The sequence below is a fragment of the Nocardia flavorosea NBRC 108225 genome, from assembly GCF_001613385.1.
GTDB classification, from domain to species: domain Bacteria; phylum Actinomycetota; class Actinomycetes; order Mycobacteriales; family Mycobacteriaceae; genus Nocardia; species Nocardia flavorosea.
The window spans coordinates 74512-92156 of sequence record NZ_BDCG01000012.1 but is presented as its reverse complement, the minus strand read 5'-3'; the positions used below and the strand labels follow the sequence as shown (position 1 = coordinate 92156).

Sequence of the window (17645 nt, the reverse complement as noted above, 5' to 3'; positions counted from 1 at the left end):
GACCGACCATAAGCCCCGGGACGGGAACTGTACTGCTATCCGTTCCGATCCCGGCCTTCACCGGTGTTCCGGATTCCGGGTGGCGAGATCGACGGCGGTGGCGAGTTCTGCGGCGTATTTGTCGAGGTCGATCCGCGTCCGACCGGCCAGCAAGAGTGGGAGTGCTTCCAGGGGGCGCTGGATCATCGTCGCGATCACCACCGGGTCGAAATCGCGGAACTCGCCGTCGCGCCGGCCGCGTCGCAGGATGTTCTGCAGGTTGCTCATCACCACACCGTGTGGATCGGCCTGGGTCACTGCCGGGTTGGGCATCTCGTCGTGTTCGGCGGCGAAGATCGATTGGAGTGCTCGCATCCGCGACCGGTGTTTGTCGATGTAGGCGACCACGCCGGTGATGTATGCACGCAACTCCGCTGCCGCAGATTCCGGGTTCTCGGGCCGATCCGGCCGCTGCGAGATCGGCCGAGTGGCCGGATCGATGGCCATACGGTCGAACAGGAACTGATCGATCGACCGGTAGATATCGTCGATGACCGCGTCCATCAAATCGCGCTTGCTCGCGAAATGGTAAGAGATGAGCCGGGTGCTGCTCAATCCGCCGCGGGTGGCTATCTTGGCGAATGTCGTTCGCGCGTAACCGAATTCGGCAATCGATTCGATTGTCGCCTCGATGATCTGCGCCCGTCTCGACCGCGTCGCCGACGATTGGTCGTGTGTTGTCCCGGTCATTGGCGTCCTCTCCCTCTCGGCACCATCTTGCCTTGTGGCTGAACGCAGCCTAGAGTTTTACTCAGCTGAGTAAAACTCTCCGGGGAGTTGAGTACGTGGAACGATCAGTAGTTGCTCCGGCGCCGCGGCGTCGTGGTAAGGCGGCGTGGACGCTGCTCCTGTTGGCGCCGGTCTGCGGCGAATTGACGTTCTCGGCAGTGGGTATGCCGATCATGTGGCTGGTTTTTCCGGTACTCATCCCGATGTACGGGGCGGGGGTCCTGCTCGTGCGCGAGCTGGTGGTCCGTGCCGGTGGCGGTTGGCCGAGTGTGATCGTGATGGGGCTGGTGTACGAACTCGCCGAGGACGGCTTCGGTCTACAGGCGCTGACCAGTACAACGATGTACAACGCCGACGAATGGGGCCTGCGGCTACTCGGTTTCAACGCGACTTATTGGGAAACCCAGGCCGGCTACCACATCGTGTTCAGCGTGATGATTCCCATCGTGATCACCGATCTGCTCTTCCCTGAACTGAAACGGCGCTCCTATCTGCGCCGGCGTGGTCTCGTGGGTATCTCGCTCACCGCGCTCGCCGGCCTCGCTCTGGCGCGAGTGACGTTCTCTGCCACCGAAGATCCCGGCTATCGAGCGCCGATAGGGTTTTCGATCGGACTTGTGATCGTCATGGTCATCCTGTCGTTCGTCGCACTGCGGGTCCTCCCGGGGCGCCTTCCTCGATCCGGCCCACTCACGCGGGCATCCGGCACTCACCGGACGCCCGCCGTGATTGTGGTGGGCCCGGTCGCCGGGGTGGCAACGTTGGTCTTCTTGTGCCTGCTGTTTCCGCGGGGTAATCCGCCGGAAGGTCCAGCGCTCGGTGACGGCGCGTTGGTCTATCTCTCGATGACGGCCGCTGCCACGGTGGCGGTGGCAGTCTCGATTCTGATCCACCGATGGTCCAGATCTTCGGACTGGACTGACCGGCATCAGATCTGGCTGGTCGGTGGCGCCCTGATCGGCCACACCGCCGCCATGGTCCTCATGGTGCTGATCGATCCTTCCGGCACACTGACCACGATCGCCGCTGTGACCACGGGAACGCTCGTGATAATCGTGACCGCAGCGCTCTTGACCCGGCTGTCCGGGCGGGTTCGTGGGCCGGCAAGACATGACGTGACAACACCGGCAACGATATCCGGCCACGAATGAATCGAGGTCGGCACAGTAGCAGCTGCCACCGCGCTACCGGCGGCCTGCCACTCTGAAAACCGAAGGGCGGACTCGATGTCGATCGGCCGGTGGGATGGAACCGTGCTCGGGGGCGGTATCGCGCTCAGCAGTTCCGCGGCGACGGCGGGTGGTACTTCTTCACCCGGGGGTATCCATGATCTGCCCGGCCGACCGTCGACGAATCCGGAGGGAGACACCCAGCGATTCGTTGCGTTGCCGGTCAACCGGAGCGCGGAGTCCGGCCGGGGTTGCATCCCGAAAAGTGGTGTGCCGCTGCCCGATACATTTCGGAACCGGAGACTTCAGGGTGGAACTCCCGAACACTCTGGTCATCCGCCCGCTTGTATCCGGAGCGGAGCCCGGTTCTCGGCGTCGGCGAAAGGATTTCCGGCCGTGTCTGCAGGTGTCGTCCTCCGATGATCATCCTTCGCTTCCGCAGTCGCCTACGATGCGGGGGTTCGGCAGTAGCCGCAGTCGCCGGTGTGTTCGGGCAGGTTGATCTCGAGGCGGGCTCCGCCGCGGGGTGAGCTGGACAGTCGCGCGCTGCCGCCGGTGTGACGGGCGGCCTCGGCGATGATGGCAAGCCCCAGACCGGCGCCGCCGTGGGCGCGGCTGCGGTTGTCGTCGCTGCGTTCGAAACGGCGGAACAGCCGGTCACGGTCCGACTCCGGGACACCGTCGCCGTCGTCGTCGACCCAGAGGACAACCTGTCCGTTCGCGCAGCGCAGGGTGAAGTCGATGCGGCTGCGGGCGTGGCGGCGCGCATTATCGGTGGCATTGCGAACCGCTCTGGCCAGTAGTCCTTCGTCGGCGAGCACCCGGGCCGGTCCCACGGCCGCGATATCGACGGTGACACCGAGTTGGCGCAACCGGGTCGCTTCGGCGAGGACTATATCGTCGAGATCGACTTCGCTGCGGTCGTAGCCGGGGCCTTCCCCGAGACGTGCCAGCAGCAACAGATCGTCCACCAGATCGTGTAGTCGGGCGGCCTCGCTCTCGACGACCCCGGCCAGCGATGCCAGATCGGTCGCCCCGGGATGGTGCAACGCGACCTGCGCGTGCTGACGGATGGCGGCCACGGGCGAGCGCAGTTCGTGGGAGGCGTCGGAGACGAACCGTTGCTGGGCCCGGTGCGAGGACTCGAGCCGGTCGAGCATCCGGTTCATGGTTGCGGCCAGCCGTGCGACCTCGTCTTTCCCGGCGGGGGGATCCACGCGCCGGGAAAGATCCGCGCCGATGGATTCGGCATCGAGCCGTATGCGCTCGACCGGCCGCAGCGAGCGGCCGACAACCGCCCACATCAGTGCGGCGACGAACGCGCTGACGGTGGGCACCGCGGCGGCCAGGAGGAGAGCCGCCGATCGCACCGCGCTGTCGGCGTCCTCCAGTGAGCGTGCGACGACAACGGATTGCACCGCTCCCGAGGCCACTGGGACCGGCGCCGATTGCACGACGTAGCTGTCCTCGCCGACGAAGAAGCGTTCGGCGCCCGGTACGGGCAGGGCCGGCCCGGCGGAATCCCCTTCGGAGGTGGCGATCACGCGACCGTCCTGCTGGAGCTGAATGATCACATCGTCGACTTCCGACACCGGAAGCAATACCGGGTCTGCGGCGTTTTCGAGCCGGTGCTGCGCGTCCGCGGCGATCTGCGCTGCCTGGATATCTGCGGACTTCGACTGTCCTGTGATCAGGGTATGGCGGAACAACGCCAGAAAACTCACCGCACCGCAGGCCAGAACCGCCAGTACGATGACCGTGGTCGTCACTGTGATCCGTACCCGCAGCGACGGCAGGCGCAGGCTAGTCATCGGCCATCAGCCGATAGCCCGCGCCGCGGATCGTGCGGATAGTGTCGAGACCGAACGGTTTGTCTATCTTGGCTCGCAGGTGCGCGATATAGACCTCGACGATATTGGAGTCGCCGTCGAATTCGCCGTGCCAGACTCCGGCCAGAATATCGCTCTTGGAGCGGATGACGCCGGGTTCGCGGGCGAAGAACGCCAGTATGGCGAATTCCCGGGCGGTCAACCGCACCGGAGTGTCACCGCGCCGGACCTCGCGGGTGGCCGGGTCGAGACTCAGGCTGCCCACCCGCAGAGAGGTCGGGCGTTCCGGGCGGCCGCGGCGGATCAATGCGCGTAGCCGGGCGACCAGCACCGGGAAGTCGGCGGGCTTGATGACATAGTCGTCGGCGCCGGTATCGAGGCCTTCGACCTGATCCCATTCCCCGTCCTTCGCGGTGAGCATGAGGATCGGTGTCCAGTTTCCCTCGTCCCGCAGGATCCGGCACACCGCGTATCCGCTCATGCCCGGCATCATCACGTCCAGAATGAGCGCGTCGTAGCGCACCTCACGCGCCCGCCACAGGCCGTCGGTCGCGGTGTAGGCAAGGTCGACGGCGAAACCCTCCGCCTCGAGCCCCCGCCTCAGCCCGTCGGCGAAGCGGCTCTCGTCGTCGACCACCAGTATGCGCACGGCACCCAGTATGAATCGACGGCATGAGACTGCCTCAACCGTGCTGTTCGCGCACCCCGGCCGCAGCGGTCCGGTGCTGCGCCGCCGCACCGAACTGCCGTTAATGCTGGCTTAAGCATTCGCCGGGCACCATGGCCGCGGCCGTTCACCATGAGAAGGAGTGCAACAGGATGGGCGTAACCCTGGCAAAGGGTGGCAATGTATCGCTGTCGAAACAGGCACCGCATCTGACCGCGGTGGCGGTCGGCCTGGGCTGGGATGTGCGGTCGACCACGGGTGCCGAGTTCGACCTCGATGCCAGCGCCATGGCGACCGGGCCGGATCAGAAGGTCCTTTCCGATCGGCATTTCGTGTTCTACAACAACCTGCGTTCGCCCGAGGGCAGCATCGAGCACACCGGCGACAACCTCACCGGTGAGGGTGACGGCGACGACGAGGTGATCAATGTCGACCTGGCCGCCACTCCGCCCACGATCACCAGCATCTTCTTTCCCGTTTCGATCCATGACGCGAATGCGCGGCAGCAGTCGTTCGGGCAGGTCCGCAATGCGTTCATCCGGGTCGTGGATCGGACGACGGGTTCGGAACTGGCCCGCTACGACCTGACCGAAGATGCCTCGACCGAAACCGCGATGGTGTTCGGGGAACTCTACCGCCACGGTGCGGAGTGGAAGTTCCGCGCCATCGGCCAAGGGTATGCCTCCGGGCTGGCCGGTATCGCCCGCGACTACGGCGTGAACGTCTGACCTCGCCCTCGATCGGGAGCACAGCTGATGGGTATCGACTACACCAAGCCTCAGGCGCCGTCCACGGCGGGTGATGTGCACCGGGCAGCCGCCCCGAAGAAGCTGACACTCACCAAGAACGATCGCAGCGTCGACCTCTCCAAAGGTGGCGAGCACCAAGGCGTCATGCGGGTGAACCTGAACTGGACCGATCCGGGGCCGGCCGGGAAGCCGGGCTTCTTCGCGAAACTACTCGGCGCGAGCGGCGGTATCGACCTGGACCTCGGCTGCCTGTACGAACTCGCCGACGGCTCCAAGGGAGTCGTCCAGGCATTGGGCAACAGTTACGGCGATCTGAACAGTCCCCCGTTCATCGCCCTGGATCGTGACGACCGCACCGGTGCCGTGACCGGCGGGGAGAATCTGCATATCAACCTCGCCGATCCCGGCGCCTTCCGCCGGATCCTGGTCTTCGCCATGATCTACGAAGGCGCCGCGAACTGGGCGGCGGTCGACGGTGTCGTCACCATGTACCCGACAGCCGGACCGCAGATCGAGGTCCGCTTGGATTCCGCGGTCGACGGGGCACGAATCTGCGCGGTCGCACTGCTGACGAATACGGGCCGCGGCCTGACCGTGGGGCGTGAGGTCGAATACATCGATGGCGGCCAGGCCGACCTCGACCGTGCCTACCGGTGGGGTATGCGCTGGGCCCCCGGTCGCAAGTAGCGCGACCGGCCACCTGGCCGGCGGAACCGGCCCTGCCGATCACGTGCGGTCACTATTACAAGGAAGAAGGAATGAGCACAGACGGATACGATCCCCGACTCGGAACTCCGGTGGGGGTCACCCCCGCTGGTCTGGGTAAGCGCGCCGGCGCCCGATTCATCGACTGGATCGTCGCCGGCCTTGTCGGGGCAATCCTGTTCTGGCTACTGAACAAATCCACCGGGATCCCCGAATGGGTCTCCATTCTGCCCGGCGCGGGATTCGGCTTCCTGTACTTCGTCGGGTTCGAGGTCACCACAGGGGCCACGCCCGGCAAGAAGCTGCTCGGGCTGCATGTCGAAGGGGCAGGCGGGACAGCCGGGCCCAGCCTGAAGGAATCCGCGTTCCGCAACTCCTACATGCTGCTCAATCTCGTCCCGTGTATCGGCGGCGTGCTGTGGTTCTTCGCCGCCCTGGGCATTGCGGTGACCGTCAGCTCCAGCCCCACCAAACAGGGCTGGCACGATCGCTTCGCAGACGGGACCCGGGTCGTCGAGGACCAGTAGGTCAGTGCGGCCCGGCCGGACGAAAACCGCCGGGCCGGTCCCGGCCTCGGGGCCCGGCAGACGACGCGACGCAGCCGGCCCGAGCGTACGACCCGGTCAGCAGCGTTCCCGTGGCCGCAGTCCTTGTTGCGTGGCGGGGCGGTTGCGGTAGGTGTTCTCTGCGAACCGCAGAAAGTACTGTAGGTCCGCGAAATCGGAGACCGGGCCGAAGGAGACCCGGATCGCCCCACCGCTGGGCAGACCCAGTGCCGCGATATATTCGTCCATGGTGGCCATGCGCGTCCGGAACAGGCGGCTCAGCACCGGCAGGCTGATCCCGAAAGCGGCCTCACCTGCCCCTGGATTACAGAAGCAGCCGGTACGCAGGGAGATTCCGGCCGCCGCCGACTCGGCGGCGATCAGGCGCTCATCGATGACGACGCCGTCCGGGTCGAGGAAGTTGAACGTGACGGTGCCCCCGCGGCGCGCGGTGTCCACCGGACCGTAGATGCGGATCATCGGCGCCCCGTTGTCGTGGCGTAACGAGCTCAGCCGGTCCAGCAGCCGGCCGGTGAGGCAGGTGACACGGCGACGCACGGTGTCGAGGCCGATCTCGCGCAGCCAATCGAGACCGAAGGTGACGTCCGGGATGGACAGGAAGTTCAGTGTCCCGTCCTCGAATGCCGACTCGTCGTCGGCCGCAACGTGCCAATTGCCTTGCAGGCTCGCCGCGGCGATGGTGCCGCCCGCGAACCACGGCCGGCGCAGCCGGGCCAGTGCCGACCGGCGCGCGACGAGACAACCGATGCCGGTGGGGTAGCCGAACAGCTTGTACCAGCTGATCGGGACGAAATCCGGCTTCACCACGCTCAGGTCGAGGGCGTTGGCCGGGAGGTAGGCGGCGGCGTCCAGTAGTACGTCGTAGCCGCGCCGCTGCGCGAGTTCCACCCAGTCCAGGGGGTGCTGTACGCCCGTGAAATTGCTCTGCGCCGGATACGCGAACAATCCACGGCGCCCGGTGGTGGTAATGCGGCGAGAACCCAGCGCCGCGTCGACCGCTTCGTCGGTCGTGCGCAGGTCGGGCGTGTCGATGGGCGCGTACACCACCCGTCCACCGCGTGCCCGGGCGAATTCGCGGATACCGATCACGGAGTTGTGATTATCGGCGGCCACAACATATCGCGCCCCACGGGTGAACGGATACGCCTCGCCCACCAGCCGGCAGGCCGCGGAGGCATTGGCGGTGAAGATCGCACAGTACTCCGCGGGGTCGGCATTGAGATGCGCCAGTACCGCGCGGCGGGCCTGCTCGACCGAATCGGTCGCCGCCCGCGACGTCGGATTCTCCGAATGCGGGTTCCCGAAACACTGTCCGGCCAGCCGGGCTTCGTGGGCCCGGTGCTGAGCGGTCGCGGCGAGCCCGGCGCCGGCGAAGTCGAGATACACCACACCACCATCGTCCAAGTACCGGTACTCGGTGCTGCGCAGCAGATCCAAGGCACCAGTGGTCTCGTAGTCGGGGTAAGCAGTCAGGAAATCCGCTGGGGCGGCGACCGTTTGTTCTCGGCTCGTACTCATGTGCGACTCCTGTCTGCGGCACTGCCGCCGGGCAGTGTTCAGGTCGGGCGACTGCCGCATCAGACTCGCGTATAACTGCCCCCGCTGCCACCGCTCGCGTTGCCGAATGTGGGAAGACCGCCGGTCGCGTGCCGACCACGGGTTCTACGCGCCGCGATCGCCGTACGGGAATGTGAACACGCTCGAACATACGAGGCGCCGGCGCGCAACCGAGAGCGGTCGGCTGATGTCCGGCCGCAGCGATATCGAGTAATCAGCGGTCTTCGCCGAGTACGTCGAGTGCGTTCAGACGGGCGACGAGTGCGTCGTATGCGGCGCGGGCGGACAGGCCCTTGGACATCGATCCGTTGAACAGCTCGTCATTACCGTCCTGAATGCCGTTAACGACCCGCTCGTCGTCCAGTTGCCGCAACCGGTCGACGAAGGGCAACTCGTCTGGAGCGATATCGGTGATGACGTCCCGGACGACGTCCCTGATCAGCAGCACCCGGTCGCCGTTCTCCGCACTCATCGACTGTCCCCTCCGGCGCATCATGCGGGTCGCAGGCATCGCCCGGCATTCCAGCAGCAATTCACGAAGGAGCTTGCCGCAGTGGCCCTTTTACGTCAACCGCACACGTGCCCGGTAGACACGCTGTTCGCCCGGGGGAGCGGTGGCGCCGGTGGCCCGGGTCTGCTCTGGGGAGAGGCCGGCCGGCCTTGCCTGCCTCGAGTAGTTCCGTGGACTCCGCTCGGTGTTCCTGCGGCGGTGGCGCTTCTCTCCGCAGTGCGGTCGTGCTGTTCGCGCGAGCGCGGCGAGCGCGACCAGGTGGTCGTGGTATGCCTTCCGTTCGCAGTCGGTGCGGGCGAGCGCTGCTCTGGGTCGCTACCCACGTACCCCTTTGTGATGGTGAGATGGCCGGCTGCTCCTGTTGCGAACCGCTATGTGGACGCAGAGTACGGGTGCCGCACGGTCATGTCACCGGACAGGCCGGTCATGGTGGGGAGTCAGGTCAGGATCCGCAGGGGGGTTTCGACCAGGCTCTTGAGCTGGGCCAGGAATTGTGCGGCGCCGGCGCCGTCGATGGCTCGGTGATCGGCGGACATCGTAAGCCGCAGCACTTTCCGGCTCACCACCTTATCGCCGGCCAGCCGTAGTTCGTCGGTGGCGGCGCCGATGGCGAGGATGGCGGATTCCGGGGGATTGATGACGGCGCTGAAGTGTTCGATGCCGTACATGCCGAGGTTGGAGATGGTGAAGGTGCCGCCGGCCATCTCGTCGGTGCGGAGTTTGCGGTTGCGTGCGCGTTCGGCCTTGTCGCGGGTCTCGGCAGCGATGACGGAGATGGATTTGCGGTCGGCGTCGTGCACGACCGGGACAAGCAAGCCTGCGGGGGTGGCGACCGCGATACCCAGGTGGATGCTGCGGTGCTGCCGCAGTGCGTCTTCGGCGAAGGAGACGTTGATGGCCGGGTTCGCCCGTAGTGTCAGTGCGACGGCTTTGACCAATAGGTCGTTGACGCTGACTTTCCCGTTCCCCGCGGCGGTGAGGGTGTCGTTGAGCCGGGTGCGGAAGGTGAACAGGTCGGTGACGTCGATGGCGGTGGTGAGGTAGATATGCGGTGCCTGCTGTTTGCTTTCCGCCAGCCGTGCGGCGGACACCTTCTGAATGCTGGTCAGCGGGATCTCGTCGTGGTCGCCCGTGTGCGGGTCGGGGGCGACGGGCGCCGGTGTTCCGGCGACGGCGGGCTCCCGGGTGGTGCCGGATGCGGTGGTGTCGTGTGCTGATTCAACATCGCGGCGGGTGATGCGCCCGCCGGGTCCGGTACCGGTGACCGCGGCGAGATGCACGCCGAGTTCGCGGGCGACTCTACGTGCGAGCGGGGAGGATTTCTGCCGCCGGCCGGTATCGGCGGGCGTGATGCGCGTGGTGTCACCGGCCGCGCCGGTCGGTGCGGGGGACGGACGTTCACGGGCGGGTGCCGCCTCGGGCGCGTCGTCTCCGGCGGCACCGGCCGCGCGCTGTCCCGAGCCGGCCGGTGCGGTGGCAGCCGCGCCGGCGCTGCCGTCGCCGACGATTGCGATCGGTTCACCGATCGGTACGCGCGTGCCGGTTTCGGCGAGGATCTGTTCCAGGACGCCGTCCTCGTAGGCTTCGAGTTCCATGAGTGCTTTGTCGGTTTCGATTTCGGCCACGATCTCACCGCGGATGACGGGGTCACCGACTTGTTTGAGCCAGGCGGCGACGACTCCGTCTTCCATGGTGTCCGACAGGCGGGGCATGACGATTTCGGGCATGAAGGTTCTCCGGGGGTCAGCGGCGCGTGCCGACGGCGGCCAGGGTTTGCGAGGCCGCGGTGTAGAGGGAGTCGACCGAAGGCAAGGCGAGGGTTTCGAGGGGTTTGGCGTAGGGCAGCGGCACTTCGGCCATGGCCACTCGCCGTACCGGGGCGTCGAGGTAGTCGAAGGCGCCGTCGGAGATCGAGGCCGCGATTTCCGCGCCGATGCCGTAAGTGAGCCAGTCGTCTTCGCCGATCACCGCGCAGCCGGTTTTGCGGACGGAGGCAACGAGGGTGTCCCGGTCGAGGGGGCGCAGGCTGCGCAGGTCGATGACTTCGGCCGATATCCCTTCGCCCGCAAGCCTTTCCGCGACCGCGGTGCAGACGGTGGCCATGCGGGAGTAACCGATCAGGGTGATATCCGTTCCGGTGCGGGTGACCGCGGCCCGCCCGATCTGGGCGGGGGCGACCGATTCCGGTACTTCGCCTTTGGTGTTGTACAGGGCGAGGTTTTCCAGGAACAGGACGGGGTCGTCATCTGTGATGGCCGCTGTGAGCAGGGCGCGGGCGTCTGCGGGTGTGCTGGGGGCGACGACTTTGAGGCCCGGCACGAATGCGTAGTAGAGCTCGATGTTCTGGGAGTGGGTGGCGCCGAGTTGCTGTCCGCCGCCACCGGGGGTGCGGATGACCATCGGCACGCTGGTCTGGCCGCCGAACATGCCGTAGATCTTGGCGGCGTGGTTGACGATCTGGTCCAGTGCCAGCAGAGAGAAGTTGATCGTCATGATCTCGACGATCGGGCGTAAACCGAGCATCGCGGCCCCGATCGCGGCGCCGACGAATCCTTCTTCGGCGATAGGGGTATCGCGCACGCGTTTGGGGCCGAACTCGTCGAGGAGGCCGGCGGTGATCTTGTAGGAGCCCTCGAAGATTCCGATCTCCTCACCGAGCAGGAGAATGTCGTCGTCGCGCCGCATCTCCTCGCGCAGGGTTTCGCGCAGTGCTTCGCGGTAGGTCATAACTGCCACGGGTGTCGTCCTTAGTGTGTGAAGAGCGGGTCGGCCGGCAGGCGGCGGGGGTCTCCGGGCACCGGGGTGGCGTAGTTGTAGTCGAACAGGGTCGACGGATCGGGGTGTGGGCCGGCCTCGGCGAACTCGACGGCGGCTCGGACACCGGTGGCTACGGAATCCTCGATGGCGGCCGCGGATTCTGCGGTCAGTACGCCGGCATGCAACAGTGCTGCGTGCCACCGGGCGACCGGGTCGTTGTCGCGGGCCCGCGACACCGCTTCGGTGGTGCGGTATCTGGCGGGGTCGACCACGGAGTGGCCCTTGAGGCGGTGGCTGACGGCTTCCAGAAGCGCCGGCTTGCGTTCGCGTCGCGCGGTTTCGATGAGTTCGCGGGCGGTATCGCGGACCGCCAGAACATCGGTGCCGTCGACACGTTCGCCGCGAATGCGGTAGGAGTCGGCGCGTTTCCACAGGTCGGGCTCGGCGGAGGATTGCTCGACCGTGGTGCCCATACCGGTCTGGTTGTTGACGACCAGAAACACGATCGGCAGAGTCCACAGTGCGGCGATGTTGAGCGACTCGTGGAATGCGCCGATATTGGTGGTGCCCTCACCCATCTGGCATACGACCACGTCCTCGTCACCGCGGTAGTCGATGGCCAAGGCCGCGCCGACGGCCGGCGGGAGCTGGCCGCCCACGATACCGTAGCCGCCGAGCAAACGGGTCGCGGTGTCGTACAGATGCATCGAGCCGCCCCAGCCCTTGGAGGTGCCGGTCGAGCGGCCGTAGAGTTCGGCCATGACCCGGCCGGGCTCGATCCCTTTGACCAGGGCGTATCCGTGTTCGCGATAGTTGGTGAACAAATAGTCGGTGGGCCGCATGGCTGCGCCCAAGCCGACGACAGTGGCCTCCTCGCCGAGGTTGAGATGGCAGTAGCCGCCGATCTGGGCCTGCTGGTAGCTCTGCGAGGTGCGCTCTTCGAAGCGGCGCACGAACAGCATCTCGCGATACAGCTCACGCAGCGTCTCGGGATTCTCCGCGGCGATGCGCGAGTCGACCGAGCCACTGCCGGCCATCGGGCTCTGTGCAGTCTCCGTCGCTGCTTTCTGCTTCTCGACCGCGGTGCGGGACGCATTCCGAGGGGCCCGGGTGCGGGTTTCGGCGCTCATACGGAAGCTCCTCGACGGGTGCGGGACGGTGCGATGTGCACGGGCAGACCGAGGCCGGACAGGGCCGCTTCCATGCCGATTTCGCCGAGGGTTGGATGGGCGTGGATCGTGTGGGCGAGTTCGTCCAGGGTCGCCTCGAGCGATATCGCGAGCGCGCCCTCGGTGATCAGATCGGCGGCCGAGGGGCCGATGATGTGCACGCCGAGGACTTCGTGGTGGTGGCCGCCGGCGACGATCTTCAGAAAGCCTTCGGTATCGCCGAACGAGCGTGCGCGCCCGAGCGCGGCGAAGGGGAATTTCGCAGTGATGACCTCGTGGCCCGCGGCGCGAGCAGTGTCCTCGGTGAGGCCGACACTCGCGATCTCCGGGTGGGTGAAGGTCGCGGCGGGGATGACGCCGTAGTCGATGCCGACGCCATGGCCCGCGACGGTATCGGCCGCCGTCAGACCTTGGTGGGAAGCCACGTGCGCCAGCAGCGCTCTTCCCGTGACGTCGCCGATGGCGTACACATGCTCGACGCCGGTCCGCATTCTGTCGTCGACGGGGATGAACCCACGCGCGTCGGTGGCGATTCCCGCGACGTCCAGGCCCAGTGCGGCGGTGTTGGGGCGGCGACCGACGCCGACGAGCACGATATCGGTGTCGAGTGCCCGCGGTTGCGTTCCGTCGACGGTCACCCGTAGCCCGGCCGTGGACTGCTCGATTCCGGTGACCGTGGAGCCGGTCAGTACCGTGACTCCACGGCCGGTGAACGATCGCTCGAGGGCGGCGCCGATCTCGGCGTCCTCGGCCGGCACCAGGCGGTCCTGCATCTCGACGACGGACACTGTGGTACCGAAGGTGGCGAACAGGCTGGCCCACTCGACGCCGACCGCGCTACCACCGACGACCACCAGTCGTTCGGGTATCTCGGTGAGCCCGAAGGCTCCGTCGGAAGTGAGGAGGCCGGGCAGGTCTGCTCCCGGTATCGGGAGCAGTGCCGGTACCGAGCCGGTCGCAATGATCACATCGGTGGCGTCCACTGTGCGGATCGCGCTGCCGGTCGGCGCGGCCGCATAGCGGGGACCACCGTCGAATATCGCGGAGGGACCTGCCTGGAACACCTCGACGGTGGTCCGGCCGGTGAACCGGGCGTGGCCTTCGATGACGGTCACGCCGTTGGCCTGTAACAGTCCGGCCACGCCGGAGGTGAGTTCGTCGACGATGCAGTCCTTGCGCTTGCGCACCGCGGCGAAGTCCGCGTGCACGCCGGTGACCGTGATCCCGAAATCCGCCGCGGAGGTGGCGGTCTGGAAGACCTCCGCGGACCGCAGCATCGCCTTGGTGGGTATACAGCCCCAGTTCAGGCACACCCCGCCGGGGCGTTCCTTCTCCACCAGTGCGACGCGCAGACCGCGCTGGGCGCCGCGGATCGCGGCGACGTAGCCGCCGGGGCCCCCGCCGACGACCAAGAGATCGAATTGTGGCACTTGTGGTGCTCCTCATCCTGAAAATGCGTGACCCGGTATCCGGTTTGTGGTGTGGGTCAGGACTTGGAGTCTGCTGGGTGGTGAGACGGCGAACAATTGACCCGGTGCCCAGCAATCACGCTGCACAATTGGGCACGGTGCCCAATTCAGGTTCTGCCGTAGGCCGGTGCTTCGGTCCGGTCGGTGGCGGAATCGACGACCGTATGCGCGAGCAGCGCGAGCGAAAGTTCCAGGTGGAAGCGCTGTCCGTCCAGCGGGCGGCCGAGTAAGGTCGCGATGCGCTGGAGCCGGTTGAGCACGGTATTGCGGTGGCAGTGCAGCACGGAGGCTGCGTGCGCGGCCGAACAGCCCTCGGCAAGCCACACCCGCAACGTCGTGAGCATCAGGTCGGCGTCCTTGGCCGGGAGGTCGAGAACCGGGCCGAGCAGCCGGCCTACCAGCAATTGCGCGAGGTCGGGTGAGCGGAGTATCAGAGCTTCGGGGTAGCGGTCGTGCAACGAGACCACCACACCGCGGGCGTCGTCCGCGAGGGTGTCGAGCGCCAGAGTGGCCAGGGTGTGGCCGGTGTCGATATCGGCGATTCCGGTGATCGTGGGGGAGAGCGCGGCGCGGCCGCGGACGAGGGGCGTCAGGACGGTGGAAAGATGCTCCGGTGCGAGTTGTTCCAGGGCGACGATGCCGACGGTGTGATCACCGTGGTCGTGCCAGACAGAGCGATATCCGTGGGCTGCCAGCGCGGTTTCGGTGCCCAGGCGCAGGGGGTGCACATCACCGCGGGCGGCGACCACGAGATAGTCGCCGGTGACCGGAATGTTCAGTTCCCGCGACGCGCGCTGGGCAAACCGTGCATCACGCCCACGCCCGGCCAGCACATCCTCGATCAACGCGTGGCGGCGGCGTTCGTCGCGGCGGACCCGGTCGAGCTCCGCCCCGCGATAGGAGGTGACCAGCGACGAGGACATGCCGTCGATGACCGCCCACATCGTCGTGCCCATTTCCCGCAAGTCCGCTGCCGGGAGCGCACCGGCCCGGTCCAGCAGCGCTTCCCATATGATCCGCCCACCCAGCCGGAAGGTGCGTAGCATCGCCTCCAATGGCACACCCTGCACCGCCCGATGCGCGCCGATCGCCGCGGCGACATCGTCGCACTCGGCATCGCCGCCCCCCGCCTCGACGAGATCCAGCACTCGGGTGAGGAACTGTCGACATCCGTCTCGCAGATCCGCCCGGGCGACCGCCGAGTAGTCGGTCCACTCCGGATTGTCGGTGAAGATCGCGGCGATGAGCTCGTCGGCCAGCACGGGAATATCACCGTGACAGAGCGCCACCGACTTCGCGGAGCTCGTCGCGGACCCGGAATGATCGGAATCGGCCACGCCGGCCACAGTACGTCGAAGCCTGCCCCGGCCGGCAGACACCGCCGGTCTGCCCCGAACCACGGTAACCGCCGAAAGAGAGTGGCATTCTCCCTCGCTGCATTCGCCACCCCGGACTTTCGTGCCGGGCGAGAAGCCGACCTGGTCGACAGCGGGACGCTCAACTGCGTGGAATGGTCGAGGAATGACCGAGCACGACCCCGGACCTGGAGTTTCCATAGTGGTTGGATGCGGGCGAGAATGGGGCCGGCCTCTTGCCGAAGGCGGGCCGGCCAGAACGGTCACCGCCGGAGGAGCTGCCCCGTACTCGTCGGCATGACGAGTACATGGTCATGATCCTCATCGCCGCAGTGACCCGCAACGGCGTGCTGGGCCGCGACGGCGACCTCGCCTGGCGCTCTACCCGGCCGCCGCATCATCGTGCGCACGCACCGAGCCGGTTGGGCTCACGGCGGGGTCACGGTCGCCGGATCCCTCGGCGAGCCCGTCAGGCGGCCGGCCAGGACGAGGTCGCCTGTTTCGGCGGCGGCGAAATCTACACCGTTTCATGGACATGGCATTGCGGGTTCGCGCCGACAGCTCCGGGGCCTGTCCGAGAATTGATCTGGAGACACCCTGGGGTGCGACGCTCAGAAGTCCTGAGTCGCAGACAGGTCCACATCAGCCGGTGGACGCAACCGCCGAAGTGTGCCGCCGAAGGACGTGACATACAGGGCCGGCCGGTCCCCCTCGGCCGCGATGCGTACCGAGCTGGGTCCCGGGCAACCGGCAGGCAATGCGGTGGTGATGGCGCAGCTTGCATCCGTGTCCGGGTCTGCACGATGGATCTCCCCAGTGTGGTGGGCGGTGACGTAGTGGCCGCCCGGTTTCACGGTCGTAGCGCGACACGCCTCGCGATGGGCCGCCCTCGGTACCCACCCATGTGGTCAGGAAATCTCCATCGGGCAACCGCAGAAGGCCGTTCCCGGGAAAGTCGGCCACGAGTGAAAGTTCAACGGTTCCGGTATCCAGCTGCCACAGCTTGCCGCCGGTGCGGGTGAGGACATAGAGAAATTGGGCCATCGAGCTGCAAACCGCCCGGCGCGGCAAGATTCTCCAGCACGGTCCGTGCCTTCCCGGATCCGTCGACGTGATAGACCTTCGCGTCTCCCGACACGTAGAAGCCGCCGCCGTCGGGTTCGAGGTTCTCCAACTGCTCCAGCCCCGAAGTGACAGTCTCGATGTCCCACCCTGACACCCCGGCAGATGAGTCGGTGTCTCGACCGCGAGGGCCGTTGCTGTCCGGCAGGCAGAGTCCGGCCGGCACTGCCCCAGTCCCGTTCTGTCCGGGCGTTGGGCATCAGCCGCCCGTGTGGCCGGGGCCGGTCTGCCCGGAGGGAAGTAGTGGCGGCCGCGCGGCGGTTAGTGGGACGTGTCTGTCCGGCCGAGGTTCGCCACCAGGCCGTCGATGACGTCGCGGATGGCCTTCGACGAGTTGTAACTTTTCATCGCGGTTGTCCACTGCGGCAGCAGACGGACTATGGAAGGGAAGTCGCCGAGCTGCTCAGGGGTGGCGGATTCGGTCCAATGTGCCGGTGGTTTGCCGCGGCGGGCGGCGGCGGAGCGTTCGTCGTCCGCTCTCCGTGCGCTGAGTTCGCCGAGCGTGTAACGCCACATCACCGAGTACATGTATGCCGCCTCTGTGTCGGTGGCTCCCAGGGTTTGTGCAGTGGAGACGAATTCGTCGAGGATCCACATCGCCGCGCGGCCGTAGGTCTCGCCCGTGCTGAGGACGTCGGCTACCCAGGGGAGTTCGTACAGGGTGTCGATGAGGTAGGCGATGATCGCGGCCAGCCGGTCTCGTGGATCGGTGGGGAGTTGCGGGCGCTGGAGTTTGTCGGCGCGGGTGTTGAGAACGGCGAACAACAGTGCGCCTTTGGTGGGGAAGTGGTGATAGATCGCGGCCGTGCTGACGCCGAGGCGTCCGGCGAGCCGTCGCATGCTGAATGATTCGGCGCCGCCGGTGGTGAGCATCTGGTCGGTGGCGGCAAGGATCGCTTCGCGGTCGAGACGAATCGGTCGGCCGCGTTTGCGGGGCGCGGGGTTCGGCACGAGTGCCCATTGTGCGTAGCGGGCTGCCGACTGTGTGGGTCAGGGTGCGCTAACCACAGGAGGGATGGGTCCGGCCGCCGGCCAACCGGGGTTTCATGGCGCCCGCGGTGGCGGCGGCGGTCGCCTCGTCGAGGCTTCCCGTGACGGCCCGGGTCTTGGATCGGTCCGGCTGCGTCGACACGGCATACCGGGTGTGCTTATGCTACTAGAAATACGCGTTCGTTAATTATGGAAGGGGGGCGGTGGCTGCGGAGGTGTCCGGGGGACGGCCTGCGGCGTTCGTGGTTGCCTCCACGGGGGT

Annotated in this window: 15 protein-coding genes; 4 read left to right on the top strand and 11 right to left on the bottom strand. The window is 66.8% G+C overall.

Features of this window, described 5'->3' with window-relative positions:
• Positions 1–57: 57 nt before the first annotated feature.
• Entirely contained in the window at positions 58–729 is a 672-nt protein-coding gene (locus NFL01S_RS13375; protein WP_062975002.1) for a TetR/AcrR family transcriptional regulator, read from the bottom strand.
• A 95-nt stretch (positions 730–824) separates the two neighbouring features.
• Here NFL01S_RS13375 and NFL01S_RS13370 point away from each other — a divergent pair, with 95 nt between their 5' ends.
• Positions 825–1919, top strand: a complete 1095-nt coding sequence (locus NFL01S_RS13370) for an AF_0692 family protein (protein WP_063915936.1) — start codon at positions 825–827, stop codon at positions 1917–1919.
• A 464-nt stretch (positions 1920–2383) separates the two neighbouring features.
• Here the strand turns inward: NFL01S_RS13370 and NFL01S_RS13360 are convergent, their stop codons facing one another.
• Positions 2384–3748 (bottom strand): sensor histidine kinase, encoded by a 1365-nt coding sequence (locus tag NFL01S_RS13360; RefSeq protein ID WP_062974991.1) that lies wholly within the window; start codon positions 3746–3748, stop codon positions 2384–2386.
• On the bottom strand, positions 3741–4415 hold the full coding sequence (locus tag NFL01S_RS13355) for a response regulator transcription factor (RefSeq protein WP_062974989.1): 675 nt from the start codon (positions 4413–4415) through the stop codon (positions 3741–3743). Before NFL01S_RS13355 ends, NFL01S_RS13360 begins: the two co-directional genes overlap by 8 nt.
• A gap of 170 nt (positions 4416–4585) precedes the next feature.
• Here NFL01S_RS13355 and NFL01S_RS13350 point away from each other — a divergent pair, with 170 nt between their 5' ends.
• From NFL01S_RS13350 to NFL01S_RS13340, 3 genes are all read left to right on the top strand, one after another.
• Positions 4586–5161 (top strand): TerD family protein, encoded by a 576-nt coding sequence (locus NFL01S_RS13350; RefSeq protein WP_062974987.1) that lies wholly within the window; start codon positions 4586–4588, stop codon positions 5159–5161.
• A gap of 27 nt (positions 5162–5188) precedes the next feature.
• On the top strand, positions 5189–5869 hold the full coding sequence (locus NFL01S_RS13345) for a TerD family protein (RefSeq protein WP_062974985.1): 681 nt from the start codon (positions 5189–5191) through the stop codon (positions 5867–5869).
• 71 nt (positions 5870–5940) lie between these two features.
• Positions 5941–6414 carry an RDD family protein gene (locus tag NFL01S_RS13340; RefSeq protein ID WP_062975829.1) on the top strand — a complete coding sequence of 158 codons (474 nt, stop codon included), beginning with the start codon at positions 5941–5943 and terminating at the stop codon, positions 6412–6414.
• Positions 6415–6510: 96 nt separating this feature from the next.
• Here the strand turns inward: NFL01S_RS13340 and NFL01S_RS13335 are convergent, their stop codons facing one another.
• The 8 genes from NFL01S_RS13335 to NFL01S_RS13300 all read right to left on the bottom strand — a co-directional run bounded on the left by NFL01S_RS13335 (position 6511) and on the right by NFL01S_RS13300 (position 17344).
• Positions 6511–7971, bottom strand: a complete 1461-nt coding sequence (locus NFL01S_RS13335; RefSeq protein WP_157116510.1) for an aminotransferase class V-fold PLP-dependent enzyme — start codon at positions 7969–7971, stop codon at positions 6511–6513.
• A gap of 253 nt (positions 7972–8224) precedes the next feature.
• On the bottom strand, positions 8225–8482 hold the full coding sequence (locus NFL01S_RS13330; protein WP_062974981.1) for a hypothetical protein: 258 nt from the start codon (positions 8480–8482) through the stop codon (positions 8225–8227).
• Between the two features lie 476 nt (positions 8483–8958).
• The gene (locus tag NFL01S_RS13325; RefSeq protein WP_174555683.1) at positions 8959–10248 is read right to left on the bottom strand and encodes a dihydrolipoamide acetyltransferase family protein; all 1290 of its coding nucleotides are present in this window, start codon (positions 10246–10248) and stop codon (positions 8959–8961) included.
• A gap of 16 nt (positions 10249–10264) precedes the next feature.
• On the bottom strand, positions 10265–11248 hold the full coding sequence (locus NFL01S_RS13320) for an alpha-ketoacid dehydrogenase subunit beta (protein WP_210745029.1): 984 nt from the start codon (positions 11246–11248) through the stop codon (positions 10265–10267).
• 20 nt (positions 11249–11268) lie between these two features.
• A complete protein-coding gene (gene pdhA / locus NFL01S_RS13315) occupies positions 11269–12408 on the bottom strand; it encodes a pyruvate dehydrogenase (acetyl-transferring) E1 component subunit alpha (protein WP_084492658.1) in 1140 nt (379 codons plus the stop codon).
• Positions 12405–13877 (bottom strand): dihydrolipoyl dehydrogenase, encoded by a 1473-nt coding sequence (gene lpdA, locus NFL01S_RS13310; RefSeq protein WP_062974976.1) that lies wholly within the window; start codon positions 13875–13877, stop codon positions 12405–12407. Before lpdA ends, pdhA begins: the two co-directional genes overlap by 4 nt.
• Positions 13878–14023: 146 nt before the next feature.
• Positions 14024–15253 carry a PucR family transcriptional regulator gene (locus tag NFL01S_RS13305; RefSeq protein WP_245670674.1) on the bottom strand — a complete coding sequence of 410 codons (1230 nt, stop codon included), beginning with the start codon at positions 15251–15253 and terminating at the stop codon, positions 14024–14026.
• Positions 15254–16654: 1401 nt separating this feature from the next.
• Complete coding sequence (locus NFL01S_RS13300) at positions 16655–17344, bottom strand: TetR/AcrR family transcriptional regulator (protein WP_062974974.1); 690 nt, start codon at positions 17342–17344, stop codon at positions 16655–16657.
• Between the last annotated feature and the right edge of the window lie 301 nt (positions 17345–17645).

Excerpts from the sequence above, each read along its gene's own strand:
- NFL01S_RS13340 (WP_062975829.1), top strand. The coding sequence starts at position 5,941 with ATGAGCACAGACGGATACGATCCCCGACTCGGAACTCCGGTGGGGGTC.
- pdhA (WP_084492658.1), bottom strand. The coding sequence starts at position 12,408 with ATGAGCGCCGAAACCCGCACCCGGGCCCCTCGGAATGCGTCCCGCACC.
- NFL01S_RS13325 (WP_174555683.1), bottom strand. The coding sequence starts at position 10,248 with ATGCCCGAAATCGTCATGCCCCGCCTGTCGGACACCATGGAAGACGGA.
- NFL01S_RS13320 (WP_210745029.1), bottom strand. The coding sequence starts at position 11,248 with ATGACCTACCGCGAAGCACTGCGCGAAACCCTGCGCGAGGAGATGCGG.
- NFL01S_RS13375 (WP_062975002.1), bottom strand. The coding sequence starts at position 729 with ATGACCGGGACAACACACGACCAATCGTCGGCGACGCGGTCGAGACGG.
- NFL01S_RS13345 (WP_062974985.1), top strand. The coding sequence starts at position 5,189 with ATGGGTATCGACTACACCAAGCCTCAGGCGCCGTCCACGGCGGGTGAT.
- NFL01S_RS13350 (WP_062974987.1), top strand. The coding sequence starts at position 4,586 with ATGGGCGTAACCCTGGCAAAGGGTGGCAATGTATCGCTGTCGAAACAG.
- NFL01S_RS13330 (WP_062974981.1), bottom strand. The coding sequence starts at position 8,482 with ATGAGTGCGGAGAACGGCGACCGGGTGCTGCTGATCAGGGACGTCGTC.
- NFL01S_RS13335 (WP_157116510.1), bottom strand. The coding sequence starts at position 7,971 with ATGAGTACGAGCCGAGAACAAACGGTCGCCGCCCCAGCGGATTTCCTG.
- NFL01S_RS13360 (WP_062974991.1), bottom strand. The coding sequence starts at position 3,748 with ATGACTAGCCTGCGCCTGCCGTCGCTGCGGGTACGGATCACAGTGACG.